This is a genomic window from Pseudomonas sp. S3E17 (genome assembly GCF_024168685.1).
Lineage (GTDB): Bacteria > Pseudomonadota > Gammaproteobacteria > Pseudomonadales > Pseudomonadaceae > Aquipseudomonas > Aquipseudomonas marginalis.
Genome location: NZ_JALJWE010000001.1, coordinates 44,323 through 70,407 on the forward strand (window position 1 = coordinate 44,323; position 26,085 = coordinate 70,407).

Below are 26,085 nucleotides of genomic sequence, written 5' to 3' on the forward strand. Positions count from 1 at the left end.
CACCGTAGATCAACATGTGGGAAGGGGCTTTCTGTGGCCCCCCCCACATTGGAATGCCTGCGACCCTCAGACGCGGAACTGGTCCATCAACCCCTGCTGCTGATTCGCCAGGCTGTTCAACGCCTGGCTCACCCGCGCCGACTCATTGGCCTGTTCCGACAACGACTCGGTCACATCGCGAATGGTCGCCACATTGTGGTTGATCTCTTCGGCCACCGCGCTTTGCTCTTCGGCGGCGCTGGCGATTTGCAGGTTCATGTCGCTGATGACCGTGACCGCATCGCCGATCTGGCGCAGGGCGGTAACGGCCTCGCCGACCTGTTCGACACTGCCCTGGGCCTGGCGATAGCTGTTGCCCATGGAGCCGACGACCTCTTCGGTGCCGCTTTGCAATTGTTCGATCACCAGGCGGGTTTCTTCCACCGACTCCTGGGTACGCCGTGCCAGGTTGCGTACCTCGTCGGCGACCACGGCAAACCCTCGGCCGGCCTCACCGGCGCGGGCGGCTTCGATTGCCGCGTTGAGCGCCAGCAGGTTGGTTTGCTCGGCGATGCCGCGAATCACTTCGAGCACGGAGCCGATCTTCTCGCTGTTGGCGGACAAGCCTTCGACCTGGGCCATGGCGGTGCTCATATCGGCCGCCAGTTGGCCGATGTTGGTGGTGGTGCGGTCGATCACTGTCAGGCCGTCGCGGGTAGCCTGGTCGGCATCCCGCGCGGCCTGGGCCGCCTGGGCTGCGCTGCGGGCCACGTCCTGGGCGGTGGCGCTCATTTCGTGGGAGGCGGTGGCCACCTGGTCGACCTGGCGGTACTGCTGCTCCATGCCGGCGCTGGTTTGCGTCGCAATCGCGGCGGACTGGTCGGCGGTGCCACGGGCGTCCTGCACCGAGCGTTTGACTTCGGCAATGATGGGTTGCAGCTTGTCGAGGAAACGGTTGAACCAGCCGGCGAGCTGGCCCAGTTCGTCCTGTTTGTCATACGCCAGGCGGCGGGTCAGGTCGCCTTCGCCGCTGGCGATGTCTTCAAGCATATGGGCCACGCCGAGGATCGGTCGGGTCACGCTGCGGGCCATCAGCCAGACCAGGATCAGGCCGATCACGGCGGCCAGCAGGCCCAAGCCCAATTCCAGCAGGGTGCCGCGGGTATTATCGGCGTCCATCTGGGTCTTCAGTGCTTCAGCCGGCCCCACCAGGACTTTTTCCGGCACATCCAGCAACACCCCCCATGGCTTGCCGTCGGGAATCGGCGCGAACGGCGCCAGCACCTTGAGTTGATGGTCGGTACGCAGGCTGCGGGTCTGTGTCCCGCCGGCCAGGGCGCTGATCAACTGCGCGCCGCTTTGCGTATCGACCTGATCCAGGCGTTTGCTCAACTGGCTGGCGTCCGCGCTGTAGCCGGCAAGCAAACCGGTGGGGCTGAGGATGCTGACCTGGGTCTGGCCGTCATACAGCTTCTGGCTGGCCTGCTGGCTCACGGCCTGCAGGCTGTTGAGGTTGATGTCCACCGACAGCGAAGCGATCACCTTGCCATTGACCGTCAACGGAAACACGATGCTGGTCATCAGCACGTTTTGCCCGTCGATCACATAAAAGTACGGTTCGATCACACACGGCTTGAGGGTGCTGCGCGGGCAGGTGAACCAGGCGTTGGCCGGTTCGCCGCTGGGGCCGACGCGGGTGTCGGACATGTCGCTTTCCGGCAGTGCCATCGACGTCAGCGTGCCCGGCGTCGGCTGCGACCAGTACAGGGCGAAGCGGCCCTTGTCGTTGCTGCCCAGTTCGGCCTGGCCGGCGAACAACTCATCCTTGCCATCCAGCGCATTGGCTTCGAATACCAGGGACAGCCCCAGCAGTTCCGGGTTGGCCTGCAGGGCGGCCTTGACCTGGCGGGTCAGGTCTTCGCGGGTGTCGAAGGCGTCGAGGAAGCGTTTTTCGGCTTGCTCACGCAGGAACAGGACCTGGCGGGAAAACCCATGCCCATATTGGTAGGCGTCCATGAATTGCCGGCGGATGCCCGCGGCCTGCACCTCACCTTGGGCCTCGATGCGAGCCTGGGCCGCTTCATCGAGCATCTGCATGCTGGAAGCCTTGACCTGCTCGGAACTCTGCGCCATGCGGTACAACGACAAACCCACCAGCAGGGTCACGATCCCCAGCAGGCACAGGCCGGCGAGCAGGGTGATTTTCCATTGAATGGAGAGCTGTCTGAGGGACATCGGCACATCCTTACCTGAAAACACATAGAGCCCGGTTATCGGCCGATCTGGCATTTTCTTTATTCATACGATCAATTTAAACCTGAAAGCGGCGCCGCTTTTTGACATGGGGCGCGACCTGCTGCACAGTGCGCGCCCTCTAATAAGACCTCCTTCAAGCCTGCACGCCAGCTGCCATCCGATGGCCGCCCGGGCGCGGGCATGCCTGTTTTTATGTTTCTGCTTGAGGTAACCATGATTAACGCAGTCATCGCCGCGGTCGGCACCATGCTGGTGCTCAGCCTGTCCCGCGTGCATGTGGTCATCGCCATCATTGTCGGCGCCCTGGTGGGCGGCCTGACCGGTGGCCTGGGCATCGAGGCCACGCTCAAGGCGTTCAACGGTGGCTTGGGAGGGGGGGCGACCGTGGCCTTGTCCTACGCCTTGCTCGGCGCTTTCGCCGTGGCGATTGCCAAGTCCGGCCTGGCCCACGCCCTGGCGGACAAGGCCTTGCTGCTGGTCGACCGTCAGGAAGCCAGCGGCGGCAACCACGTCAAATGGCTGCTGATCGGCCTGCTGTGGGTGGTCGCGATTGCGTCGCAGAACATCCTGCCGATCCATATCGCGTTTATCCCGTTGCTGGTGCCGCCCCTGTTGTATGTGCTGACCAAATTGCAGTTGGACCGCCGCCTGATCGCCTGCGTGATGACCTTCGGCCTGATCACGCCGTACATGTTCCTGCCGGTGGGCTTCGGCAATATCTTCCTCAACCAGATCCTGTTGGCCAACGTGGCCAAGAGCGGCGTGGACATCAGCCAGGTCAACGTCACCCACGCCATGAGCCTGCCGGCGCTGGGCATGGTGGTCGGGCTGCTGGTGGCGGTGTTTATCAGCTACCGCAAGAAGCGCGTGTATGACCTGGAGAAAATCGAGCGGGTCGAGCAAGTGGCGGTGCAGTACAACCCGCTGACCCTGCTGGTGGCGGGCCTGGCGATTGCCTCGGCGTTCATCATCCAGTTGTGGCTGGACTCGATGATTATCGGTGCCCTGGCCGGGTTCTTGATCTTCTCGATCTCGGGCATCGTGCGCTGGCGCGACACCGACGATCTGTTCACCGAAGGCATGAAGATGATGGCGATGATCGGCTTCATCATGATCGCCTCGTCAGGCTTTGCCGAAGTGCTCAAGGCTACCGGCGACGTGCGTTCGCTGGTGGAAACCTCGGCAGCGTTCATCGGCCATAGCCGTGGGGTGGGGGCGTTGTTGATGTTGCTGGTGGGGCTGCTGGTGACCATGGGCATCGGCTCGTCGTTTTCCACGGTGCCGATCCTGGCGGCGATTTTCGTGCCGCTGTGTGTGCAATTGGGCTTCAGCCCGCTGGCCATCGTGTGCATCGTCGGCACCGCCGGGGCGCTGGGTGATGCCGGTTCGCCCGCCTCGGACTCCACCCTCGGCCCGACCTCCGGCCTGAATATCGACGGCCAGCATCACCATATCTGGGACACCGTGGTGCCGACGTTCCTGCACTACAACCTCCCATTGCTGGCGTTTGGCTGGTTGGCGGCGATGACGCTCTGATCTACAGATTCACCGGCGCTGGCCGATAACCTCTCAAGTCGCCCAATAAGAGAGAAAAGCCATGCGTCTGAGCCTGAAGGCCAAAGTCCTGTCCCTCGCCGTTGTGCCGGTGTTGCTGTTCGCCGTGGTCATCAGCCTGACCACCGTGTGGATCCTCCAGGGCCAGGCGCGCAACGAGGTGGATGAAACCCGCCAGCGTCTGCTCAACGACGCCAAGGCCACCCTGCAAAGTTATGTGGAAGTGGCCATGACCACCATCAAGCCGCTCTATGACGCCGCCGCCCCGGGCGATACGGCGGCGCGGGCCGAGGTGGTCAAGCTGCTGTCCAACACCCGCTATGGCAAGGACGGTTACTTCTTCGGCTACGACTCCGAGACCATCCGCCTGTTCAAGGGCAACAGCCCCGACGGCGTGGGCAAGAGCTTCAAGGACAACCGTGATCCCAACGGTGTCTACGTCAACCGCGACCTGGTCAAGGTCGGCAAGGACGGCACCCACTACCTGCAATACAGCTCGACCCAGCCCGGCCAGACCGAACTGGTGCCCAAGATGGGCTACACCGAATACCTGCCCAAGTGGGACATGGTTATCGGCACCTCGGTGAACCTGGATGGCATCGAAGCCCAGGTGTCGGTGGTCGAAGCCAAAGTGAAAACACGCATGGAAGGCGTGCTGCTGAGCATCCTCGGCGTGGCCGTGGTGGTGTTGCTGGTGATCGCCGCCGTCGGCATGCTGCTGGCCAACACCATTTTGCGCCCGCTGCATTTGATGAAAGCCAACCTCGACGACATCGCTGCCGGAGAAGGCGATTTGACCCGCCGCCTGGCCATCACCAGCCAGGACGAACTGGGCGACCTGGCCGGCGCGTTCAACCGCTTTGTCGACAAGATCCACGGCCTGGTACGCCAGATCACCGAGATGACCACCCAACTCACCGGCCTGGTCAGCCAGGTGTCCGACCAGGCCCAGCGTTCTGAGCAGGCCATGGAACGCCAGCGTCACGAGACCGACCAGGTGGCCACCGCCATCAACCAGATGTCCTCCGCAGCGCAAGAAGTGGCGCGCAGTGCCCAGGGCGCCTCCGTGGCCGCGCAACAGACCGACGCCGAAGGCCAGGCCGCCAAGCGGGTGGTGGACGGCAGCATCGCGCAGATCCATGCGCTGGTGAATGACATCCGCAGCAGCGGTGTGTCCCTCGACAGCCTGCAGCAGGATGTGTCGTCGATTGTCAGCGTGCTCGGCGTGATCCGCTCGATTGCCGAACAAACCAACCTGCTGGCCCTCAACGCGGCGATCGAGGCCGCGCGGGCAGGGGAGGCCGGGCGCGGTTTTGCCGTGGTCGCCGACGAGGTGCGCGCCCTGGCCAGCCGCACGCAAACCAGCACCCAGGAAATCCAGGGCATGATCGACCGCCTGCAAAAAGGCACCGAGGCGGCCGTGGATGCCATGCGCCGCTCCAGCGATGCCGGCGACGGCACCTCGGCCAAGGCCAACGAAGCCGGGGCGTCCCTGGACACCATGGCCCAGTTGATCGGCACCATCAACTCGATGAACGCGCAGATTGCCAGCGCTGCCGAAGAACAGACTGCCGTTGCCGAAGAGATCAACCGCAGCGTGCATCAGATCGCCGTGGCGGTGGACAGCGTGGCCGATGAAACTCAGCTGGGCGCCCAGACGTCGCGCAGTCTGGCGGACCTGGGTCAACGCTTGGGCCAATTGGTCGGCCAGTTCAGGATCTGATTCTCATAGGTTGAGCGTATGGTTATCCACCGTTAATACGAATATACCTATCAACGCCCCTCAGTGAGACTTGAGCCCCACTCACCACAGGGGCTCACCTCATGCCACTTCCCGACCCGCTTCAGCGCCTGGCTGAACTCGACACCAATACGGTCTCCGACGCACTGGATTTCCTGCAACTGCCGGGGGCGGTGGTGGGCATCCGCCCGTTGTGGGACTGCCCCAAGGTGGTGGGCCGGGCCAGCACGGTCAAGCTGGCGCCCAAGACTGACGCCGCGCCCGCCGTGCACCTGATTTCCCCGGTGATCGACGCGATCACCACCGACGACCGTGTGCTGGTGATCGCCGGTGGGCTGGAGGGTATCTCCTGCTGGGGCGACATCATCGCCAATGCCGCCGTGGCCAGGTGCATTCGTGGCTCGGTGATCGACGGTTGCAGTCGCGATATCGACGGCAGTGCGTCCATCGGCTACCCGGTCTATGGCCGTGGGGTCACCATGATCAGCGCGCGCAATCGGGTGGTGCAGGTCGATTCCGGCGTCACTGTCAGCGTGGGCGGTGTGAACGTGTCGGAGGACGACTTCGTGATTGCCGACCGCTGCGGCACGGTGTTCATCCCCACTTCCGTTATCGAGCAGGTGTTGGACCTGGGTGAGCGCATCGCCGCCCGTGAAGCCGGCATGGTCGAGGCCGTGCGCAGCGGCCGTTCGGTGGCCGATGTGATGCACGACAGCCACTTCGAAGCCATCCGCGTGGAGCCTGCCCGATGAACGATCAACACCTTGTCGCCCTGTTTGCCGGGCTCGATACACCGGGTGTGTCGGATGCCATGGATAAACTCGGGATTGCCGGCCAATGTCTGGGCATCGCACCGCTGGATAACTACCGGGGCACCGTGGTGGGCCCGGCGTTTACCGTGCAATACGTCCCGGCGAGCATGCCGCCGGGCTCGGTCGGTGACTTTATCGAAGACGTGCTGCCGGGGGATGTGGTGGTTATCGCCAACGCCGGGCGCAGCGATTGCACGGTGTGGGGCGACATCATGACCCAGTACGCAGGCAGCCGGGGCATTGCCGCTACGGTGATCGACGGGGTGTGCCGGGATGTCAGCAAAGCCCTCGGCGACGGCTATCCGTTGTTCACCAAGGGCCGCTATATGCGCACCGGCAAGGACCGTGTGGAAGTGCTGGCGGTGAACCAGCCGGTGGCGATCAGCGGCGCGCGTGTGTGTGCAAGGGATATCGTGGTGGCCGACGCCAATGGCGTACTGGTGGTGCCGCGTGCCCGTGCCGAGGAGGTCGCGCGTACGGCCCGGCAGATCGAGGCGGTGGAAGCCCGGATCCGCGCGCAGATCGAGGCCGGCAGGACACTCAGGCAGGCGCGTGAGTCCCTGGGCTATCACACCTTGCAGAGGAAGGACGCATGACCATTGAACGCCTGAACATGCGCCTGGCCCAGGCCCGACCGTCTGCCACCTACCGTATCATCGACCGCGTGGCCGCACGCCGCGCCGAGGGCGCAAGCCTCATCTCGTTGTGTGCCGGGGAGCCGGATTTCGACACCCCGGAACACATCCGCCAGGCAGGTATCGATGCGATCCGTAACGGCCATACGCGTTACACCCAGGTCGCCGGAGTGCGTGCATTGCGTGAAGCGGTGGCGCAGAAGTTCCGTCGCGAAAACGGCTTGGACGTCACCTGGCAGGACACCCTGGTCAGCAACGGCGGCAAGCATGTGATCTACAACGCCCTGGCCGCCACCTTGAATGCAGGCGACGAGGTGATCGTGCCCGCGCCGTATTGGGTCAGCTACCCGGAAATGGTCGAACTGTGCGGCGGTACCGCAAGGATTTTGCCGTGCGCCGCCCAGCAGGGGTTCAAGCTGACCGCGGCGGCGCTGGAGCAGGCGATCACCCCCCGCACGCGCTGGCTGATCCTCAACTCACCGTCCAACCCGACCGGCGCCGTCTACAGCCGGCTGGAGTTGCAGGCCCTGGCGCAGGTGCTGTTGAAACATCCCCATGTGCTGGTGCTGGCGGACGATATCTACGAGCACTTGCTGTTCGGCGGGCAAACCTTCCACACCCTGGCGCACGTCGAGCCGCGCCTGGCGCCACGGGTGCTGACCATGAATGGCGTGTCCAAGGCTTACGCCATGACCGGCTGGCGCATCGGCTTCGCCACCGGCCCGCGCTGGTTGCTGGCCGCCATGGAAAAACTCCAGGGCCAGCAGACGTCGGGGGCCAGTGCGATTTCCCAGCAGGCCGCGATTGCTGCATTGACCGGCCCGCAGGACTTTATCCAGCAGTCACGGGCGGTATTCGAGCAGCGCCGTGACCTGGTAGTGGCCTTGCTGAACGCCAGCCCGGGGCTGGAATGTATGAACCCGGACGGTGCGTTCTATGCCTTTGCGTCCTGCGCCGGTCTGCTGGGCCGCACCACGCGCGCCGGCAAGCGGCTGCACACCGACGAAGACGTGGCCGATGCCTTGCTCGACGAAGCCCACGTGGCCGTGGTGCCCGGCAGTGCGTTCGGGCTGGCGCCGTACCTGCGTATCGCCTACGCGTTGGACGATGCCTCGTTGCGCCAGGCCTGCGAGGCGATCCACCGGTTCTGTGCTGCGACCCGTTAGACGTCGCGCATCAGCAAACCGAAGCGCAGGTCCATCTCGGCCGGCAGGGGCACATACACCGTGTGCCCATCCCCCGGCGCCACATCGATGGCTTCACCCTTGGCGTTGTGCAGGCTGGCCAGGTCAAAGTGGAAGTTGCCGGCGGGGGTCATCAGTTCCAGGTGATGACCCACGGCAAAGCGGTTCTTCACCTTGACCTCGGCCAGTTCGCCGCGGCGCTCGCCGGTCAATTCGCCGACAAACTGCTGGCGCTCGGACACTGAGCTGCCGTTCTGGTAATTCTGGTATTCGTCGTGCACGTGGCGGCGCAGGAAACCTTCGGTGTAGCCGCGTTGGGCCAGGGATTCCAGGTCGGTCATCAGGTTGCGGTCAAACGCACGGCCGGCCACGGCATCATCGATTGCCTGGCGGTACACCTGGGTCGTGCGGGCGCAGTAGAAATGCGATTTGGTGCGGCCTTCGATCTTCAGCGAATGCACGCCCATGTGGGTCAGGCGCTCCACATGCTGCACGGCGCGCAGGTCCTTGGCGTTCATGATGTAGGTGCCGTGTTCATCCTCGAAGGCGGGCATCTGCTCGTCGGGGCGGTTGGCTTCCTGCAGCAGGAACACCTGGTCGGTGGGCGCGCCGATCCCCAGTGTGGGTTCCGGTTGATACACCTGGACTATATCGCCCGTGGCGTTTTCCATCGCCGGGGTGGCCTGGTATTTCCAGCGGCAGGCATTGGTGCAGGTACCCTGGTTGGCGTCACGTTTGTTCATGTAGCCCGAGAGCAGGCAGCGCCCGGAATAGGCCATGCACAAGGCACCGTGGACGAACACTTCCAGCTCCATGGCCGGCACCTGCTGGCGAATCTCGCCGATTTCTTCCAGGGACAGCTCCCGCGACAGGATCACCCGGCAAATCCCTTGCTGCTGCCAGAACTCCACGCTGGCCCAGTTCACCGTATTGGCCTGCACCGACAGATGGATCGGCATCATCGGGAAGTGCCGGCGCACCAGCATGATCAGGCCCGGGTCGGACATGATCAGCGCATCCGGGCCCATGGCGATCACCGGGGCGAGGTCCTTGAGGAAGGTCTTGAGCTTGGCATTGTGTGGCGCGATGTTTACCACCACGTAGAACCGCTTGCCCAGCGCGTGGGCTTCCTGAATGCCGAGCGCCAGGTTGGCGTGGTCGAACTCGTTGTTGCGCACCCGCAGGCTGTAGCGCGGCTGGCCGGCGTAGACCGCATCGGCGCCGTAGGCGAAGGCGTAGCGCATGTTTTTCAGGGTGCCGGCGGGGGCGAGCAGTTCGGGGGCAAGGACGAGAGGCATGGGGATCGGATCGCAAAAGGCCGCGAGGGTAGCCCAACATGTGCCGGGCTTTATTGATCTGGGTCTACGCTTACCGCAACAAAGATGGCACTCCCGGGATTTGCGGTGGACTAAGCAGCTGGACGTACACGCGCGGCCTGCTTTTCTGACATGGATCGGACATGAATCAAACCAACCTGCAATTCAAGACCCTGCTGCTACTGCTGGCCCTGGTGACCGTCGCCTTTATCTGGATATTGCTGCCGTTCTACGGTGCAGTGTTCTGGGCGGTGATCCTCGGCATCATCTTTGCGCCGATGCAGCGTCGCCTGCAGCAGCGCTTCGGCTGGAACCGCAACCTGACGTCCCTGGCCACCTTGATGGTGTGCCTGGTGATCGCGATCCTGCCGGTGATCATTACCAGCGCATTGCTGGTGCAAGAGGGCGCCACGCTCTACAAAAACGTCGAGAGCGGCAAGCTGGACGTGGCCGGCTATATCGAGCAGTTCAAGAACTTCCTGCCGCCGTACTTCCAGCACCTGCTGGACCGCTTCGGCATGGGCAACCTGGAAGGGCTGCGCGAGAAGATCGTCAAGAGCGCCATGCAGGGCAGCCAGTTCTTTGCGACCCAGGCGTTCAGCTTCGGTCAGGGCACGTTTGATTTCCTGGTGAGTTTTTTCATCATGCTGTACCTGCTGTTCTTCCTGCTGCGCGACGGCCCGGAACTGGTGCGCAAGGTCCGCACGGCGGTGCCGCTGGCCGAGCCGCAGAAGCGTCGGTTGCAGCTCAAGTTCAATCGGGTGGTGCGCGCCACGGTCAAGGGCAACGTACTGGTGGCCGTGACCCAGGGGGCGCTGGGTGGTTTGATTTTCTGGTTCCTGGACATTCCCAGTGCGTTGCTCTGGGCGGTGCTGATGGCGTTTCTGTCACTGCTGCCGGCCGTGGGCGCGGGCATTGTGTGGGGGCCGGTGGCCGCCTACTTCCTGTTGAGCGGTTCGATCTGGCAGGGTGTGGTGCTGGGCCTGTTCGGCGTGTTTGTGATCGGCCTGGTGGACAACGTATTACGCCCGATCCTGGTGGGCAAGGACACCAAGATGCCGGACTACCTGATCCTGATCTCGACCCTGGGCGGCCTGTCGGTATTCGGCCTCAACGGGTTCGTGATCGGGCCGCTGGTGGCGGCGCTGTTCATGTCCAGCTGGGCGTTGTTTGTCGAGAGCAAGCCGCGGGTTAAGTTGCCGTTGCCTTGAGTCTCAGGCGTGCAGGCGGAAGTTCGAGGCTTGCTGCAGTTGTTTTTCGGCGTCAGACAGGGACGTCAGCGGGCCGCTGATGGCTTCGCCGTCGCGCACCACATACCAGCAGGCCAGCAAACCCAGTTCCCGAAGCGGGGCGGGTACGGCGCTGCCGATGACGGACATGATTTGAACAGTGGGCATAAGGACCTCCAATCGCTATGGAGGTCACCTTACGGGGCACAGGCGCTCAGGAAAAATCATCCGGCTCGATAGTCGACATCAACAAAAGGCCTCAGTCGACCACTTGATCGAGCATGCTCACCACTTCCTGCTCATTAAGCAGGCCTTTGTGCACCAGGTTTTCCGCCAGCAGCGCGAGGAACTTGGCGCTGCGGTGGCCTTCCAGGTGCTTGAGCTCCGTGAGCGCGCTGTAGACCTTGCTGGACGTACACAGGCCAGCGGTGCGGTGCGGATTTTGTGTGGGCATGGTCAGTCGTCCTTGTTGTTATGGAGTGGACAGGATTGATAGTGGGAGTGTGGCGTGACACAAACATGACAGCGTGAGCCCCGTTCGGGCAAGTAGACTTTCGACCTTAAGCATGTGGGATTGCAGCCTGGCCATTGTCCTCAGAGCGACCTTGGCAGGATAAATCCGGACGTTACCCACAAGAAAAGGCCCCGCGGGTGGGCGAGGCCTGTTGCATAGCTGACGGTTGAGACTTACCAGCCGCGGCGGTAATAACCGTGGGGCGGGCCATAGTAGCCACGCGGTGGGCCGTAGTAGACCGGCGCAGGGCGGTAATAGACCTCCTGCTGCACGTACACCGGCGGCGGTGGTGCGTAGTAGACGGGCGGCGGCGCGGCATACACCGGCTGCGGTTGCACGTAGACCGGCTGCTGCACATAGACCTCACGGGGCTGGCTGGCCACCACGGAGCCCACTACGGCGGCGCCGACCAGGGCACCCAAGACGGCTGGGCCACCCCATCCACCACCATGGGCGGAGGCTTGGCCTGCCATAGCGAGTGCACCTACCAGCAAGGCGATCTTGGGGATTGTACGAATCATGGTCATTCCTCGGTTAGCCCCTGCGCTTGTGGTCTGCAATCAATAGACTCAAGTAATGTCGCGGGGATACTTTTAAGACAACGTATTTCTGAAAAACAGCACGGCCGCTAGGTAAAGGTTGTGTAAGGTCTGTACCGATTTGCTTACTCAAAGGAGTTATCCATGCAGATGCACCCCAACAAGGACACCCAACTGTGCATGTCGCTGTCGGCCCGCCCTGGGAATTTTGGCTTGCGTTTTCATAACCACCTGTACGAACAGCTGGGGCTGAACTTCTACTATAAAGCCTTCAGCAGCCAGGATTTACCCGGCGCGATAGGTGGTATCCGCGCGTTGGGCATCCGGGGTTGCGGGGTGTCCATGCCCTTCAAGGAGGCCGCCATTGCCTTAGTGGACGAACTGGACGATTCGGTTCAAGCCATCGACTCCCTGAATACCATCGTCAATACCAATGGCCATCTCAAGGCCTACAACACCGACTACATCGCCGTCGAACAATTGCTCAAGACACACGCCGTGCCGCAGGATTCGACCTTCGCCCTGCGTGGCAGCGGCGGTATGGCCAAGGCCGTGGCGAGCGCCTTGCGGGATGGCGGTTACGCCCATGGTGTGATCGTGGCACGTAACGAAGCGGCGGGCCGGGCGCTGGCGCAGAACCTGGGGTATGAGTGGCAGGCTGAACTGGGCGATTTGCGCCCGCAGATGCTGATCAACGTCACCCCCATCGGCATGACCGGCGGGGCCGAGGCGGATGCCCTGGCGTTCGACGCGGATGCCGTGGATGCAGCGGACACTGTCTTCGATGTAGTAGCGATCCCCGCCGAAACACCCCTGATCGTGCGCGGGCGGGCCAAAGGCAAGCGGGTGATCACCGGGTTGGAGGTGATTGCGATCCAGGCGTTGGAGCAATTCGTTCTGTACACCGGCGTGCGGCCTACGGATGAACAGTTCCAGGCAGCAGTAGCCTTCGCCCGCAACTGAAGGCCGCTGCTGCTCTAAATGTGGGAGGGGGCTTGCTCCCGATAGCGCTGGGTCAGTCAACACTTTCATTGCCTGATACACCGCTATCGGGAGCAAGCCCCCTCCCACATTTTTACCGAGTCATGCCTGTTCCAGCTGTGCCAATCGCTCTTCCAGAGCTGCAATTCGTGCTTCAAGCTCTTCGATACGATCCAGCGAGACTGCGCCGGCAGAGCGCTCCACCGGGCTTCCCCGCGCCGCGATAATCACCTCGATGTCCGCCGGATCCCCCAGCGCATGGGTATAGCGATCTTCCCGCTGCCCTGCCTGGCGCGGCACCAGCAGCGCCAGCCCGCGGGCAATCAGGCGCTCCAGCTGGTGCACCACCTGCTCGGCATCCTCGAAGTCATGCATGCGCCCGCTGCGGGTCAGCAGTTCGTTGACCGTCTGCGGCCCACGCAAGAACAGCAGCCCGGTCAGGATCACCTGGGCCGGTACCAGTTCCAGCGCCTTATCCACGCGATGCTCCCACCGGTCGGCGCGGCTGCCCATCACCAGGCGCGTGAAGCCTTGGCCTTCCAGCGCACGCAGACTCTGGCCAACCTGGCCCTGGCTCAGGTTCATCACCGGCTCGCGGCTGGTCTTCTGGTTGCAGGCCAGGACCAGGGCGTTGAGGGTCAGGGGATAGGTTTCCGGGTTGGTGGCCTGCTTTTCGATCAGGCAACCCAGGACGCGAATTTCCGTGCTGTTCAGGCGCGGCTCAGGGGTGTCGGTGTCGTGCTCGGCGGTCATCGCGCTTTCCCTATGCAGTGAATGGGTGCGCTCTCAATTAGTTTCCCCAGCGCGGCGAGGAAACTAATTGAAAACGCCCCCGCCTAGCCTAAGCCGGAAAAAATAAAAGACAAGCGCCTGGCGTGTCTATAATCGCCGCTGGTTCCAACCCTGCCACTACCCATGAGACTGCCATGACTATTTCCCTGTACGCCGCCTCCATCCCCGTCTTCAAGCAAATGCTCACCGCCCTGAGCGATGTGCTGAACAAAGCCGAAGCCCACGCCACCGCCAGGAACATCGAACCCAACGCCTTGCTGCAAGCACGCCTGTTCCCGGACATGTTCCAACTGGTGCGCCAGGTGCAGATCGCCGTCGACTTCGCCAAGGGCGTTTCCGCACGCCTGGCTGAGATCGAAGTACCGAAATACGAAGATACCGAAGTCACCTTCGCCGATCTGCAAGCGCTGATCGCCAAGGTGCTGGCGTTTGTCGACACCATCAAGCCCGAGCAAGTCGACGGCAAGGAAGGCATCGAGATCATTACCCGCCCAGGCACGCCGAAAGAGAAGCGCTTCAGCGGCCAGTCCTACCTGCTGACCTACGGCCTGCCGCAGTTCTTCTTCCACGTCACCACCGCATACGCATTGCTGCGTCACAACGGTGTGGAAGTGGGCAAGCGTGACTACATGGGCGCTTTCTAAGCCCAGGCATCGGAAAACGCCCGGAGCCGTTCTTCGCCGAATGACCCTGGGCGTTTTTTATTCCATCCCGGTGTGGACAAACACCCCCGCAATTTTCTCCGGCAGCGGGGTAGACGAGATCAGCACAAGCCGTTGGCCTGCGCGAGTCATCGCCATATACAGCTTGCGAGCATTCTGTTCCAGCTCGTCCGCCGTGATGCCAGCCTTCTGCTCGATAATCCTGAGCAATTTTTCCAGCCCAACCAGAAACACTACGTTGGCTTCCAGTCCGGTTGCACTTTCAACCGTCGCGATTCGCAGCGTTTCATCATGACCGGGTACGACGTCTGGATCATTCATGTCCCAGATTCGCTCGGTGCCGAAACTCTTCTTCAGGGTTTTCATTAACAACGCTTTGTCTATGCCCTTGCCATACAGCAGCAACATTGCCGACAACGGTAATTCATAGCTGTTCCGATGCGCTCCAATTTCATTGCAGGCCTGGACAACGGCATCCTGTGGAGAGGGCGACAGAACAAACAGCGGCGGTGTACCTGCTTCCATACCGTCGAAGTCTGGTTGCAGATACTCGTCCGGATCGGTCTGTGTAATATCGGCCAGCATCTGGCTGGCAGCGCTTAGTATGGCCTGGGTGGTGCGATACGATTTGCGCAGCTTTTTGGTCTTGCCCGCCACATCCAGGCCGACTCGTTTCCAGCTAAGGCGGCTCTTCAGAAAGCCCTGATTCGGATCAGCGCATAAAAACAGCGTCCCCTCGGTTTTTTCCAGGGTGAGTTTGATCAGTTGGAACCACGACGGTGCGAAGAACTGCGCCTCGTCCACCAGAATGTGCTGATAGGCTTCCAGCGTGTCTGGGCGATTGGCCAGGCACAGATCACGGGGCAGAGAGCTCCATAAACGCAGCCCATGCTGATTGAACAGGGCTTTGGTCACCCGTTCGTACAGCGCCCAGACCTGTTGTCGCTCCTCTTTGCGCAGCGCAAAGCCCTGGCCTGCACGTTCTGCCTTGAGATAATCAGGCTCGTCGATGACGACGTTGTCGTTTATAAAGTTGAACTCATCAAGTAACTGGTTATTGTCCGGTTTCAGTTCCCGGTATTCCGTGTCGCGAAAATGCTGAATAAGGCCTATGGCTTCGGTAGTGAACTTAGGCATCTTCAGTGTTTCTTTAAACAGCGCCCTCCATTGCCTTGAGATCCAGCCCAGCGCCGTCATGATGGTGAGGTTCTTGGGGATTTCCCCATAGACGCGCTGCAGGCGGTGTTTCAGATCTTTCACGACAGGAACGTTGTGAATCAGCATGAGAACCTGCTGGTCAGGGAATTTCCTGGCCAGGATATAGGCGCGACTGGCAGCAATAAGCGTTTTGCCGCTGCCCGCTACACCATTGATCAGCCGCACGGAAAAATCCCCCGCCATTTCCGTTTGCTCATCCGGAAGGTCCAGGTCGAGCTTGCTGGCCCACTCTTGCTGAGGGTCCAGAAAGTAGCGCAGCGTGCGGGCACTGTTGTCGCGCGAAAACTGACGGCGTGTTGAGCGGAGCCCGGCTATTTCGGCCTCGGAAAAGTAACGGCCCATAAGGGTCTGCCGGGTTTCCGAAGACAGTGCCTTGAGCAGCTTGGGCAGTTGTTCTGCACCGGACTCAAGGAACGTCTTCTTCGACATCAGCCAGATTCCCCGACCTTCGCAATGCCGTGACCAGAGGATTTTACTTTGCTCGGAGTCACAGCCCCACATCACCACCATCTTGCGCATGGCCGGGATACCGGCCTGGGTTTCGAATGTTCCCAGTTTCTCCAGCATCTGGCTGAATGCTGTCTGCTCTGCGGTCAAAAACAGCTGGTCCGGGTCCAGCGTATCGTACGGCAACTCGCACACCATCAGCGCCAGCCACTCAAGCTCACCGCGCTGCAGGAAAAAATCCGGTGCCCAGCTGTCTTGGGTCAGGCATTTGCGGACGACGTAGTCATCCTCAAGCTTCTTGAGTACCCGCTTGCACTGTTGCTGGGAGCCGCTGCTGCGCTGCCATTCAGGTATGAAAAGAGTCATAGCGGGACATTTACCTTATGGCATTGGCTGATCAACTGGCGGTATTGCTCAGCCCAGGCCTGTGCGGCTTCGCTGGAACAGATGATCCCGTGCTGCAGCTCCGGCCCGATGATGATCAGCTTGGTCATCGCGCGTGTGATGGAAACGTTGAGGCGCTCAGGCTGAAAGAAAAATGTCCCGATTGCACTGATAAACGCTTCGTCGCCACTGCACAGGGACAGGATCACCAACTCCCGCTCCTGACCCTGCATACGCTCGACGGTATCCGCGACGATTGTACTGGCGGCCTCGCTGCCGAACTGTTTGGCCAGCGCCTTGCGAATGGCTCGACCCTGAGCACGGTAGGGCGTCACGATCCCGATTTCATGGAGTGGCAGCCCCATGTCGTGCGCTTGCCGGCACAACTGGACGACGCATCTGGCGTCTGCCGGGTTGCGGTTCCGCGCTTTTGCGTCCTGCGTCGGGATGAACACCGCGCAGGTTTGCGGGTCAAGCGCTTCGCTGACATCTACCTGATGAATAGGCGACAGGAGACGGTCCCTGTTTCGCCCGGCGGCGCGTAATCGCCCGCCGTAATACATTTGGCTGGGCCACTGGGTCAGCCAGCGATTCATCCGGTAGGTTTCTTCAAGCATTACCGTGTGATCGGCATCCTGAGCCGTCAGGCGGGCGAACACAGACATGGATTCTTTTGACAGAACCGAGCGAGAAAGCAGTACGGGGGGAAGTTGTTTCTGGTCGCCGATGAAAATAAAGCGTTTGCCCTTGCGCATCGCCATCAGGGCGAGAGGTACGGTGATCTGACTGGCCTCGTCGAAGATCACCGTGTCGAAATTGTAATTGGACAACGAGGAACACGTTGCAAAAGGCGTGGCGCCAATCACATAACCTTGACCTGCCTCTGGCATCCCTTCCCATCTGGCCGGTTCGGCTGCCCAATCCACGTGTTTGTCGAGGTCTTCCCGGCGGCCACCGACCTTGACGGTCGGCACATCGCGCGCAGCAATCTTACTCAAGGCGTTGTTGATGGCCATGTGTGTATGCGAAGTGACGAACACCCGTTCGCCGCGCTCGACCAGCAACTGAGCGATCAGGGCCAGGGCTCTGGTCTTGCCGGTACCGGGTGGACCTTGAATGCAGGCGACCTGTTCAGCACCGAAGGCAAAACCCACGGCCTCGGCTTGTTTCTGGTTGCAGCCCTCTTTGAGCGCGATCTGCTCGGCGTATTCGAGGTCCGCGTCATGGAAGCCGATATTGGGAGCATCGCCGAGCAAAGGAAGAATCGCGTTGTTACCGTGTACGTCGCTCTCAATATCCTGCAAGGTTTGAAGGTATTTCGGCGTCAGGTCCATGCCATCAGGGTCCGCGTAGCAAACACCTTGCTGATAGCTCTCCCAGATGAGCATTGCCTGATCCGAACTGAGAAGCCAGCGATCGTCCTCTTCCTTTTCGAACTTCATGGCCTGGCATAGCAGCGGGCCTTGGGCATCGCCCAGATGCAGACGCAGCAAGTCACCTGCACGAAAGCGCGATTCGTTGTCGTCGAGGTAGGCCCACAGTAATTTGGCTGTATCGCCTCGTTCGAGTCGAACGAAGCCCTGTGTCCAGCCCTGCAGCAACTTGTCCTTCAAGGGACGTTCCCATACCTCTTGAAGTTTTTGCCAGTTGGCGGCCTGTTCGGCGTATACGAAGTCGTACAGTTTTTGAATCAGAGGGTGCTGTCCGAGCATGGCGGTGAACAATCCTTATCGACCGAGGCATCTGTTGGCAGTGTTACATAATGTTTGTCGTGGTTGCGAGCCAACACGTGGCACGGAAAGCCCAATGAGCCATTACCAAAAAGCCCGGCGCCGTTCTTCATTGAAGAACGGCGCCGGGCTTTTTTACGTTGGCGGTTTTAAACCGGCTGAGTTTCCTTGCCCAGGCACGCGGCCGCGGTAAACAACACATCGGTGGACGAATTGAGCGCGGTTTCCGCCGAATCCTGCAGCACACCGATGATGAAGCCTACGGCCACCACCTGCATGGCGATTTCGCTGGGGATACCGAACAGGCTGCATGCCAGGGGAATCAGCAGCAGCGAGCCGCCGGCTACACCCGACGCACCGCAGGCACAGATCGCCGCGACCACGCTGAGCAGCACGGCGGTCGGCAGGTCCACGGCAATGCCTAAGGTGTGCACGGCCGCCAGGGTCAACACGGTGATGGTGATCGCAGCGCCGGCCATGTTGATCGTAGCGCCCAGTGGAATCGACACCGAGTAGGTGTCTTCATGCAGGCCCAGGCGTTTGCTCAAGGCCAGGTTCACCGGGATATTCGCCGCCGAACTGCGGGTGAAAAACGCGGTGATGCCGCTTTCGCGCAGGCACATCAGCACCAACGGGAACGGGTTGCGGCGCAGTTTCCAGAACACGATGGCCGGGTTTACCACCAGTGCCACGAACAGCATGCAGCCGATCAGCACCACCAGCAGGTGGGCGTAGCCGAGCAGGGCGCCGAAGCCCGAAGTGGCGAGTGTCGAAGCTACCAGGCCGAAGATACCCAGCGGGGCGAAGCGGATCACCACGCGCACGATCAGGGTCACGCCGTTGGACAGGTCGTCGAGCACCGTGCGGGTGGTTTCGCCGGCATGGCGAATGGCAATGCCCATGCCGATGGCCCAGGCCAGGATGCCGATGAAGTTGGCGTTCATCAGTGCGCTGATGGGGTTGTCCACCACGCTCAACAGCAGGCTTTGCAAGACCTCGCCGATGCCGCCGGGAGCGCTCACGGTGGCGTCATGGGTAGCGAGCACCAGCGATGAGGGAAACCACATGCTGGCAATCACCGCCACCACGGCGGCGGCAAAGGTGCCCAGCAGGTACAGGAACAGGATCGGCTTGATATGGGTTTCCTGGCCGTGTTTATGGTTGGCGATCGACGCCATCACCAGTACAAACACCAGGATCGGCGCCACGGCCTTGAGCGCGGCAACAAATACCTTGCCGATAAACCCGGTGGCCTTGGCCGCCTCCGGCAAGAGAAGGGCCAGCAGGATGCCGGCGATCAAGCCGATGACGATTTGCGTGACCAGGCTGATGCGGGCCAGGCGTTGGAAAAGGGAAGGGGCAGCAGTCATATAAAGGTTGTCTCTAGTTTTTTTAAGGGCGCGGCAATGCAGGCAGAAAGGTCTGTAGGAAGCAGGTCGCGAAGTCTAGCATGCCGCTGGACCTGTCCCGGCCGCTGCGGCATTGGGTCACCGGGGCTTCGCAAAAGCCGGACATACTCTGTTAAGATTCTCCCCTCTCACCTTTCCTCTCCGTCAGCGGGCCCTTCGGGCTGTCGTTGATGTCGCCGTTTCTGGAGTTTTCATGCTGTTTCCCATCCTGCTGCTGTCGGCCGCCGGTTTTACCGTGCTGACCACAGAATTCGTTATCGTCGGCCTGTTGCCGTCCATTGCCCGGGACCTCAACGTCAGCGTGTCCCAGGCCGGCCTGCTGGTGACCTTGTTTGCGTTTACCGTGGCGGCCTTTGGTCCGTTTCTGACGGCGTACTGCGCCCGTTTCCCACGCAAGCGTCTGTTTATCAGCATCCTGCTCCTGTTCGGCGTGGCCAATACCGTGGCCGCATTGGCGCCGAACATCTGGGTGATGGCGTTGGCGCGCTTGATCCCGGCCCTGGGCCTGCCGGTGTTCTGGGCCCTGGCCAGTGAAACCGCGGTGGATATTGTCGGCCCCGAATACGCCGGGCGCGCCATCGAGAAGATCGGCTTCGGCATCGTCTGCGCCACGGTGTTCGGGATTCCAGTGGGCACGCTGATTTCCGATATGTTCGGCTGGCGCGCCGCGTTTGCGATCCTCGCCGTGGTCGCACTGGCCAAGGCCTTGCTGCTGTTTATCTACCTGCCGGTGACCCAGCCGAAGAACGACCAGGTGTCGTTGCGCTCGCAGTTCAAGATCCTGCGCAACCCGCTGATGCAAGGCCATATCCTGTTGTCGGTCCTGGTATTCAGCGGCATGTTCACGGCGTATACCTACCTGGCGGATATCCTTGAGCGCCTGGCCGGTTTCGACGGCACGCTGGTGGGCTGGTGCCTGATGGGCTTTGGCGCAGTGGGGCTGATCGGCAACTCCCTGGGCGGGCGTGCGGTGGATCGTCACCCGCTGATCGCTTCCATGGTGTTCTGCGGTTTCATGATCGCCGGCATGGTCGCGCTGGTACCGGCGATCCATTCCACGGTCGGCCTGGCGGCGGCGATGGCGGTGTGGGGCGTGACCCAGGCGGCGCTGTTCCTGGTCAGCCATGTGCGGTTGATGAAGGCTGCACCTCATGCGCCGGCGTTTGCGGCGTCGTTGAATATCGCCGGGGCCAACCTGGGCATTGGCCTGGGGGCCATGGTCGGCGGGCATGTGATCGACACCCTCGGCCTCGGCAGCCTGGGTTTTGCCGCTTCCGGGTTTATCCTGGTGTCGATCCTGCTGGCGCTGTGGCTGATGACCGCCAGGCCGCCGGTCGCGTCCAACGCCTGAACGCTCAGGGCAGGGCGGTAAACAACTCTCGCCGTGCACCTTCGGTAATCGCCACGATGCCGGGGTGCTTGACTTTGCGTTCCACCGAGATCGCGTAGAACGACTCGGTGACGGCATCGGTCTGGCCAATCAACGCTACCCCGTACTGGCGCACCACCTCATCGGCGATCACGCTGGGCGCGATAAAGATCCCGCTGCCGGATTGGCCAAAGGCCTGCATCAAGGCGCTGTCATCGAACTCGCCGATGATCCTGGGCAGGATCTGCTGCTCGGCAAACCAGCGCTGCAAACGGCTGCGTACTACGGTTTCCGCGCCGGGGATCAACAGGGGCGCGCCGTGCAGGCACTGTGGGAAGTCACCGGCGTACCTGTCAGCCAATGCCTGGGTGGCGAAAAAACTGATGCCACATTCCCCCAGTTTCTGGCTGTAGCCCTTGATGTCCAGGTGCGAGGGCATGGGGCTGTCGGAGATCACCAGGTCCAGGCGCTGGATCGCCAGGTCGGCCAGTAAACGTTCGAGTTTGTCTTCCCGGCAGGTAATGCGCAGCGGCTCGCTCAATTCCATGGTCGGTGCGATCAGCCGGTACACGATGGACTTGGGCACCACATCCGCCACACCGACCCGAAACAGGATCTGTTGCTCATTGGGCTGCGCGCGCAGCATCGCCTCCAGTTCATTGCCGGTCTGGAACATCTGTTCGGCATAGGGCAGGGCCTGGCGCCCGGCTTCGGTGAGTTCAAGCTGGCGGCCTACCCGCTGAAACAGCGCAATCCCGTAGGTTTGCTCCAGCAGGCTGATCTGCCCGCTGATGGTCTGGGGCGTGAGGTTCAGCTGCTCGCAGGCGCGCACGATGCTGCCGGTCTTGGCTACTACCCAGAAGTAATGCAACTGTCGGTAATTGAGCACGATGATCGTCACTTCGTAAAAACCGAAGTATACGCGAGAAAAATACGAATTTTCCTGAACTGTTTGCCTGCATAGAATGCCTCGCTATCGCGGGGCCACTATTTGGACCCAATGGTTCTAACGAGGAAGACATGATGAAACTCAATTCCCTGGGCGCGGCATCGTTGCTTGCGCTTTCATTGGTGATGATCAGCGGTTGCGATCAGGTCGAAAAAAGCGCGCAACAGGTCATGGGCAAAGCCACCGAGTCGGCCAAGCAAGCCATCGATGACACCCAGAAAGCGGCCGAGCAGGCATTGAGTGAAGCGACAAACGGCCTGATCAATCCACAAAAAAAGGATGATCAGGAAGAAAACGAGTCTGAATCGAACACCAAAGAAACCTAATCTCCCCAGCACAACGTCAGGACTGACCTATGGATTACCTTTTACAACTGGCCGCCAGCCCCACCGCCTGGATTGCCCTGGCCACCTTGATCGTGATGGAAATCGTGCTGGGCATCGATAACCTGATCTTTATCTCGATCCTCACCAACAAATTGCCCGAGAAGCATCGGGCCAAGGCGCGGCGCATCGGTATCAGCATGGCGCTGGTGTTGCGCCTGGGCCTGTTGAGCACCATTGCGTTTATCGTGCAATTGACTACGCCGGTGTTCGAAGTGCTCGGCCAGGCGTTCTCGTGGAAGGACATGATCCTGATCGCCGGTGGCCTGTTCCTGGTCTGGAAGGCCACTACCGAGATCCATCACAGCATGGACCCGGAGCCTGAAGAGAAGACCAGTACCGGTAATGTCGTAGCCATCGGCTTTGCTGCGGCCATCGGGCAGATCCTGTTGCTTGACCTGGTGTTTTCCATCGACAGCATCATTACCGCAGTGGGCATGACCGAGCACTTGCCGATCATGATCATCGCCGTGGTGACCTCGGTGATCGTGATGCTGGTGGCGGCCGAGCCGTTGGCCAAGTTCATCAACGACAACCCGACCGTGGTGATGCTGGCCCTGGGCTTCTTGATCATGATCGGCATGACGCTGATCGCCGAAGGCTTCGGCGCCCATGTGCCTAAAGGCTACGTCTACGCGGCCATGGCCTTCTCGGCGGCCATCGAGTGCCTGAACATCGCTCGGCGCAACCGTCACAAGCGTCTGCTCGCTGCCCGGCAGTAACGCTGCAACCCCAAAGGCCGGCTGTGCTCACAAGAGCCCAGCCGGCCTTTTGCTGTCTGTTAGAATCCGCCCACTTGATAGCTTGAGGTCCACCATGAACGAGCCGATTCGCCTTACCCAGTACAGCCACGGCGCGGGTTGTGGCTGCAAGATTTCGCCCCAGGTGCTGGAAGTGATCCTGGCGGGCAGCGGTGCGCAGAACCTCGACCCGAACCTGTGGGTGGGCAACGCCTCCCGCGACGACGCGGCGGTGTATGCCATCGACGATGAGCGCGGCGTGGTCTCCACCACTGACTTTTTCATGCCGATTGTCGATGATCCCTTCGATTTCGGCCGCATCGCTGCCACCAATGCCATCAGTGACATCTACGCCATGGGCGGCGACCCGTTGATGGCCATCGCCATTCTTGGCTGGCCGGTGAACGTGCTGGCGCCGGAGATCGCCCGTGAAGTGATCCGTGGTGGCCGCTCGGTGTGCGACGAAGCCGGCATTCCGTTGGCGGGCGGGCACTCCATTGACGCGCCCGAGCCGATCTTCGGCCTGGCCGTCACCGGCATCGTGCAAAAGCGCCATATGAAGCGCAACGACACCGCCACCGTGGGCTGCCGTCTGTATCTGACCAAACCGTTGGGCATCGGCATCCTCACCACCGCCGAAAAGAAGGGCAAGTTGCGTGAGGCGGATATCGGCCTGGCCCGTGACTGGATGTGCACCCTCAACAAACCCGGCAGCCGTTTCGGCAAGCTGGCCGGTGTGACGGCAATGACGGATGTCACCGGTTTCGGTCTGTTGGGCCATTTGGTGGAGATGGCGGACGGTAGCGCCGTGACCGCACGCATCGAATACGACAAAGTCCCACGTCTGCCCGGGATCGAGGACTACCTGGACCAGGGTTGCTTGCCGGGTGGCACCTTGCGCAACTTCGACAGCTACTCGAGCAAGGTCGGGCGCCTGCAGGAATTGCACAAACGCGTGCTGTGCGACCCGCAGACCAGCGGCGGCCTGCTGATCGCGGTCACCCCTGAAGGCGACGCCGAGTTCCGCGCGACGGCGGCTGAATTGGGCTTGAGCCTTGAGCCGATCGGCCAATTGGTTGAGCGACAGACCCACGCGGTAGAGGTGGTTTGATGGCAACTGACATCACCGATTACCGCGACATTTTCCTCAACGACCGGCCGATGATGGACACCCGCGCGCCGGTCGAGTTCGCCAAGGGCGCGTTCCCCGGCGTGATCAACCTGCCGCTGATGACCGATGACGAGCGTCAACGCGTCGGCACCTGCTACAAGCAGCAGGGCCAGCAAGCCGCGATTGTGCTGGGGCATGAGTTGGTGTCGGGGGCGATCAAGGCTGAGCGTATCGAACAATGGGCACGGTTTGCCCAGGCCAATCCTGATGGTTACTTGTATTGCTTCCGGGGCGGGCTGCGTTCGCAGATCGTGCAGCAATGGTTGAAGACCGAAGCCGGCATCGAGTACCCGCGGGTCGGCGGTGGCTACAAGGCCATGCGGACCTTCCTGCTGGATACCCTTGACCAGGCGGCAGCTCAATGTGATTTCGTGTTGCTGGGCGGCATGACCGGCACCGGCAAGACCGAGGTGCTGGGCCAGTTGCGCAACGCCCTGGACCTGGAAGGCCATGCCAACCACCGCGGTTCCAGCTTCGGCAAACGCGCCACGGCGCAACCCTCCACTATCGACTTCGAAAACCGCCTGGCGGTGGACCTGCTGAAAAAACGCGCGGGCGGTATCGAGCAGTTCGTGGTCGAGGATGAAAGCCGCATGATCGGCAGCTGCGCGCTGCCGTTGCCGTTGCACAAGGGCATGCAGACCTTTCCGATGGTGTGGCTGGAAGACAGCGTCGAAGGCCGTGTCGAGCGCATCCTGCGCGATTACGTGATTGACCTTTGTGCAGAATTTATCGCGGTGTTTGGTGAACAGGGCCAGGCGTTGTTTGCCGAACGCCTGACCCAGGGCCTGGCCAATATCCACAAGCGCCTGGGCGGCGAGCGTTTCCAGCGGTTACAGGCGATCATGCAGGATGCCCTGGCGGAACAGCTGCGCAGCGGCGCCGTGGACCTGCATCGCGCCTGGATTGAAGGGCTGTTGCGCGAGTATTACGACCCGATGTACGCCTTCCAGCGTGAAAGCAAAGGCGCACGCATCGAGTTTGCGGGAGAGCAGGGCGCAGTCACGGCCTATCTGCGCGAGCGCGCCCTCAGAGGATAAGCGCGCCGATCAACCCGCACACCACGCCCACCAGCATGGTCAGCCCGGCCACCGTCACCAGTACCCGCGCATCGAAATCCTTGCGCAGCATCAACAGCGACGGCAGGCTCACGCTGGGCAGGGTCATCAGCAAGGCCACGGCCGGGCCGGTGCCCATGCCCAGGGTCATCATGGTTTGTACGATGGGGATCTCTGCCGCTGTAGGAATCACAAACAGCGTGCCGACAATCGCCAGGGGCACCAGCCACACCAGGCTGTTGGCCATGGCGCCGTCCACGTGGGGGAACAGCCACACCCGTGCGGCACCGAGCACCAGCACCGCCAGGATATAGATCGGTATCGTGCTCCAGAACAGCTGCCACAGGGTACGCAGCCAGCGACTGAAGAAGGGTTGTGCTTCGACCTGGCTGGCCTCGGCCACCGCGTCCAAGGCAACTTCCGGCACCTGGTCCGGCCGTGCGATGCGTTGTGCCACCAGTGACACGCCGACCACCAGCACAATGCCCGCCACCAGCCGCAAGGCGGTAAAGCCCCAGCCCAGCACAAAGCCCATGAACACCAGCGTGGCCGGGTTCAGCACCGGGTTGGCAATCCAGAAGGCCAGTGCCGCGCCCACCGACACCTGCTGGCGGCGCATACCTGCCGCGACGGGCGCCGCGCAGCAACTGCACATCATCCCCGGCAAGGCAAACAGCCCGCCGCGCAAGGTCGAGCCGAGGCCGGCACGACCAAACAGGCGCAGCAACCAGTCGCGGGGGATCAGCACTTGCAGCAATGAGCCGAGGATCACCGCCAGTACGGCAGCCTTCCAGATCGCCAGGAAATACACCTGGGCGTAGGCCAGCGCTGCCGCCAATGGCGAACTTTGTTGATCGTTGAGGATCGAGGCGCCGATGCTGTGGTTGTCAGCGGCAACAAACGCTTTGAAGTAGTAGGGCGACCACTTCACGTAGTAGAGGCCGACACAGGCTACCAGTAGGAACAGGGCAGGTTTCCACCAGAACGACCAGCCCCGGACGGGCTGGGTGGAGGCGAGGTTGGGCATGGGGGA

At 61.7% G+C, this 26,085-nt stretch carries 24 protein-coding genes; 13 read left to right on the forward strand and 11 right to left on the reverse strand.

Translation table 11 applies throughout. From position 1 onward, the window contains the following. Nucleotides 1–66 precede the first annotated feature (66 nt). Complete coding sequence (locus J3D60_RS00210; protein ID WP_253488590.1) at nucleotides 67–2,214, reverse strand: methyl-accepting chemotaxis protein; 2,148 nt, start codon at nucleotides 2,212–2,214, stop codon at nucleotides 67–69. Nucleotides 2,215–2,451: 237 nt separating this feature from the next. On the opposite strand from J3D60_RS00210, the gene J3D60_RS00215 reads away from it, so the two are divergent. The 5 genes from J3D60_RS00215 (at nucleotide 2,452) to J3D60_RS00235 (ending at nucleotide 8,143) form a co-directional block, all read left to right on the forward strand. Then, complete coding sequence (locus J3D60_RS00215) at nucleotides 2,452–3,771, forward strand: Na+/H+ antiporter family protein (protein ID WP_193603598.1); 1,320 nt, start codon at nucleotides 2,452–2,454, stop codon at nucleotides 3,769–3,771. Between the two features lie 61 nt (nucleotides 3,772–3,832). Further along, nucleotides 3,833–5,512, forward strand: a complete 1,680-nt coding sequence (locus J3D60_RS00220; protein ID WP_253488592.1) for a methyl-accepting chemotaxis protein — start codon at nucleotides 3,833–3,835, stop codon at nucleotides 5,510–5,512. Nucleotides 5,513–5,613: 101 nt separating this feature from the next. Then, nucleotides 5,614–6,282, forward strand: coding sequence for an RraA family protein (locus J3D60_RS00225; RefSeq protein ID WP_253488601.1), 669 nt, complete (start codon nucleotides 5,614–5,616; stop codon nucleotides 6,280–6,282). Beyond that, nucleotides 6,279–6,938, forward strand: coding sequence for an RraA family protein (locus J3D60_RS00230; RefSeq protein ID WP_027603147.1), 660 nt, complete (start codon nucleotides 6,279–6,281; stop codon nucleotides 6,936–6,938). Before J3D60_RS00225 ends, J3D60_RS00230 begins: the two co-directional genes overlap by 4 nt. Beyond that, on the forward strand, nucleotides 6,935–8,143 hold the full coding sequence (locus tag J3D60_RS00235) for a pyridoxal phosphate-dependent aminotransferase (RefSeq protein WP_253488603.1): 1,209 nt from the start codon (nucleotides 6,935–6,937) through the stop codon (nucleotides 8,141–8,143). The genes J3D60_RS00230 and J3D60_RS00235 overlap by 4 nt, the downstream gene beginning before the upstream one ends. On the opposite strand, the gene yegQ is transcribed toward J3D60_RS00235, so the two are convergent. Further along, nucleotides 8,140–9,459: a tRNA 5-hydroxyuridine modification protein YegQ gene (gene yegQ, locus J3D60_RS00240; protein ID WP_253488605.1), complete on the reverse strand. Its 1,320-nt coding sequence runs from the start codon at nucleotides 9,457–9,459 to the stop codon at nucleotides 8,140–8,142. The genes J3D60_RS00235 and yegQ overlap by 4 nt on opposite strands. 161 nt (nucleotides 9,460–9,620) lie before the next feature. Here yegQ and J3D60_RS00245 point away from each other — a divergent pair, with 161 nt between their 5' ends. Then, the gene (locus J3D60_RS00245; RefSeq protein WP_027603150.1) at nucleotides 9,621–10,688 is read left to right on the forward strand and encodes an AI-2E family transporter; all 1,068 of its coding nucleotides are present in this window, start codon (nucleotides 9,621–9,623) and stop codon (nucleotides 10,686–10,688) included. Between the two features lie 3 nt (nucleotides 10,689–10,691). Here the strand turns inward: J3D60_RS00245 and J3D60_RS00250 are convergent, their stop codons facing one another. The 3 genes from J3D60_RS00250 to J3D60_RS00260 all read right to left on the reverse strand — a co-directional run bounded on the left by J3D60_RS00250 (nucleotide 10,692) and on the right by J3D60_RS00260 (nucleotide 11,747). Further along, a complete protein-coding gene (locus J3D60_RS00250; protein WP_027603151.1) occupies nucleotides 10,692–10,874 on the reverse strand; it encodes a hypothetical protein in 183 nt (60 codons plus the stop codon). Nucleotides 10,875–10,965: 91 nt separating this feature from the next. Beyond that, nucleotides 10,966–11,160 (reverse strand): hypothetical protein, encoded by a 195-nt coding sequence (locus tag J3D60_RS00255; protein ID WP_027603152.1) that lies wholly within the window; start codon nucleotides 11,158–11,160, stop codon nucleotides 10,966–10,968. A gap of 233 nt (nucleotides 11,161–11,393) precedes the next feature. Then, nucleotides 11,394–11,747 (reverse strand): hypothetical protein, encoded by a 354-nt coding sequence (locus J3D60_RS00260; protein ID WP_027603153.1) that lies wholly within the window; start codon nucleotides 11,745–11,747, stop codon nucleotides 11,394–11,396. Nucleotides 11,748–11,903: 156 nt separating this feature from the next. On the opposite strand from J3D60_RS00260, the gene J3D60_RS00265 reads away from it, so the two are divergent. Further along, nucleotides 11,904–12,722 (forward strand): shikimate 5-dehydrogenase, encoded by an 819-nt coding sequence (locus tag J3D60_RS00265; protein WP_065939364.1) that lies wholly within the window; start codon nucleotides 11,904–11,906, stop codon nucleotides 12,720–12,722. Nucleotides 12,723–12,842: 120 nt separating this feature from the next. On the opposite strand, the gene J3D60_RS00270 is transcribed toward J3D60_RS00265, so the two are convergent. After that, entirely contained in the window at nucleotides 12,843–13,493 is a 651-nt protein-coding gene (locus tag J3D60_RS00270; protein WP_065926946.1) for a YceH family protein, read from the reverse strand. A gap of 173 nt (nucleotides 13,494–13,666) precedes the next feature. On the opposite strand from J3D60_RS00270, the gene J3D60_RS00275 reads away from it, so the two are divergent. Further along, nucleotides 13,667–14,176, forward strand: a complete 510-nt coding sequence (locus J3D60_RS00275; protein WP_065939363.1) for a DUF1993 family protein — start codon at nucleotides 13,667–13,669, stop codon at nucleotides 14,174–14,176. Between the two features lie 57 nt (nucleotides 14,177–14,233). On the opposite strand, the gene J3D60_RS00280 is transcribed toward J3D60_RS00275, so the two are convergent. From J3D60_RS00280 to sstT, 3 genes are all read right to left on the reverse strand, one after another. After that, on the reverse strand, nucleotides 14,234–16,225 hold the full coding sequence (locus J3D60_RS00280) for a 3'-5' exonuclease (RefSeq protein WP_253488607.1): 1,992 nt from the start codon (nucleotides 16,223–16,225) through the stop codon (nucleotides 14,234–14,236). Then, on the reverse strand, nucleotides 16,222–17,955 hold the full coding sequence (locus J3D60_RS00285) for a DEAD/DEAH box helicase (RefSeq protein WP_065939361.1): 1,734 nt from the start codon (nucleotides 17,953–17,955) through the stop codon (nucleotides 16,222–16,224). The genes J3D60_RS00280 and J3D60_RS00285 overlap by 4 nt, the downstream gene beginning before the upstream one ends. 167 nt (nucleotides 17,956–18,122) lie before the next feature. Next, nucleotides 18,123–19,343, reverse strand: coding sequence for a serine/threonine transporter SstT (sstT, locus tag J3D60_RS00290; protein WP_065939360.1), 1,221 nt, complete (start codon nucleotides 19,341–19,343; stop codon nucleotides 18,123–18,125). A 232-nt stretch (nucleotides 19,344–19,575) separates the two neighbouring features. Between sstT and J3D60_RS00295 the strand changes: the two genes are divergently transcribed. After that, nucleotides 19,576–20,733, forward strand: a complete 1,158-nt coding sequence (locus J3D60_RS00295) for an MFS transporter (protein ID WP_253488609.1) — start codon at nucleotides 19,576–19,578, stop codon at nucleotides 20,731–20,733. Between the two features lie 4 nt (nucleotides 20,734–20,737). Here J3D60_RS00295 and nhaR read toward each other — a convergent pair whose 3' ends face one another. Next, nucleotides 20,738–21,640 (reverse strand): transcriptional activator NhaR, encoded by a 903-nt coding sequence (nhaR, locus tag J3D60_RS00300; RefSeq protein ID WP_065939403.1) that lies wholly within the window; start codon nucleotides 21,638–21,640, stop codon nucleotides 20,738–20,740. Nucleotides 21,641–21,774: 134 nt separating this feature from the next. Here nhaR and J3D60_RS00305 point away from each other — a divergent pair, with 134 nt between their 5' ends. The 4 genes from J3D60_RS00305 to mnmH all read left to right on the forward strand — a co-directional run bounded on the left by J3D60_RS00305 (nucleotide 21,775) and on the right by mnmH (nucleotide 25,034). Next, nucleotides 21,775–22,026, forward strand: a complete 252-nt coding sequence (locus J3D60_RS00305) for a hypothetical protein (RefSeq protein WP_027603160.1) — start codon at nucleotides 21,775–21,777, stop codon at nucleotides 22,024–22,026. Between the two features lie 29 nt (nucleotides 22,027–22,055). Beyond that, nucleotides 22,056–22,805 (forward strand): TerC family protein, encoded by a 750-nt coding sequence (locus J3D60_RS00310; protein ID WP_065926954.1) that lies wholly within the window; start codon nucleotides 22,056–22,058, stop codon nucleotides 22,803–22,805. Between the two features lie 94 nt (nucleotides 22,806–22,899). After that, nucleotides 22,900–23,934 (forward strand): selenide, water dikinase SelD, encoded by a 1,035-nt coding sequence (selD, locus tag J3D60_RS00315; protein WP_253488611.1) that lies wholly within the window; start codon nucleotides 22,900–22,902, stop codon nucleotides 23,932–23,934. Then, nucleotides 23,934–25,034, forward strand: coding sequence for a tRNA 2-selenouridine(34) synthase MnmH (mnmH, locus tag J3D60_RS00320; protein ID WP_065939356.1), 1,101 nt, complete (start codon nucleotides 23,934–23,936; stop codon nucleotides 25,032–25,034). The genes selD and mnmH overlap by 1 nt, the downstream gene beginning before the upstream one ends. On the opposite strand, the gene J3D60_RS00325 is transcribed toward mnmH, so the two are convergent. Then, nucleotides 25,024–26,079, reverse strand: a complete 1,056-nt coding sequence (locus tag J3D60_RS00325) for a permease (RefSeq protein ID WP_027603164.1) — start codon at nucleotides 26,077–26,079, stop codon at nucleotides 25,024–25,026. The two genes, mnmH and J3D60_RS00325, sit on opposite strands and share 11 nt — an antisense overlap. Nucleotides 26,080–26,085: the final 6 nt, after the last annotated feature.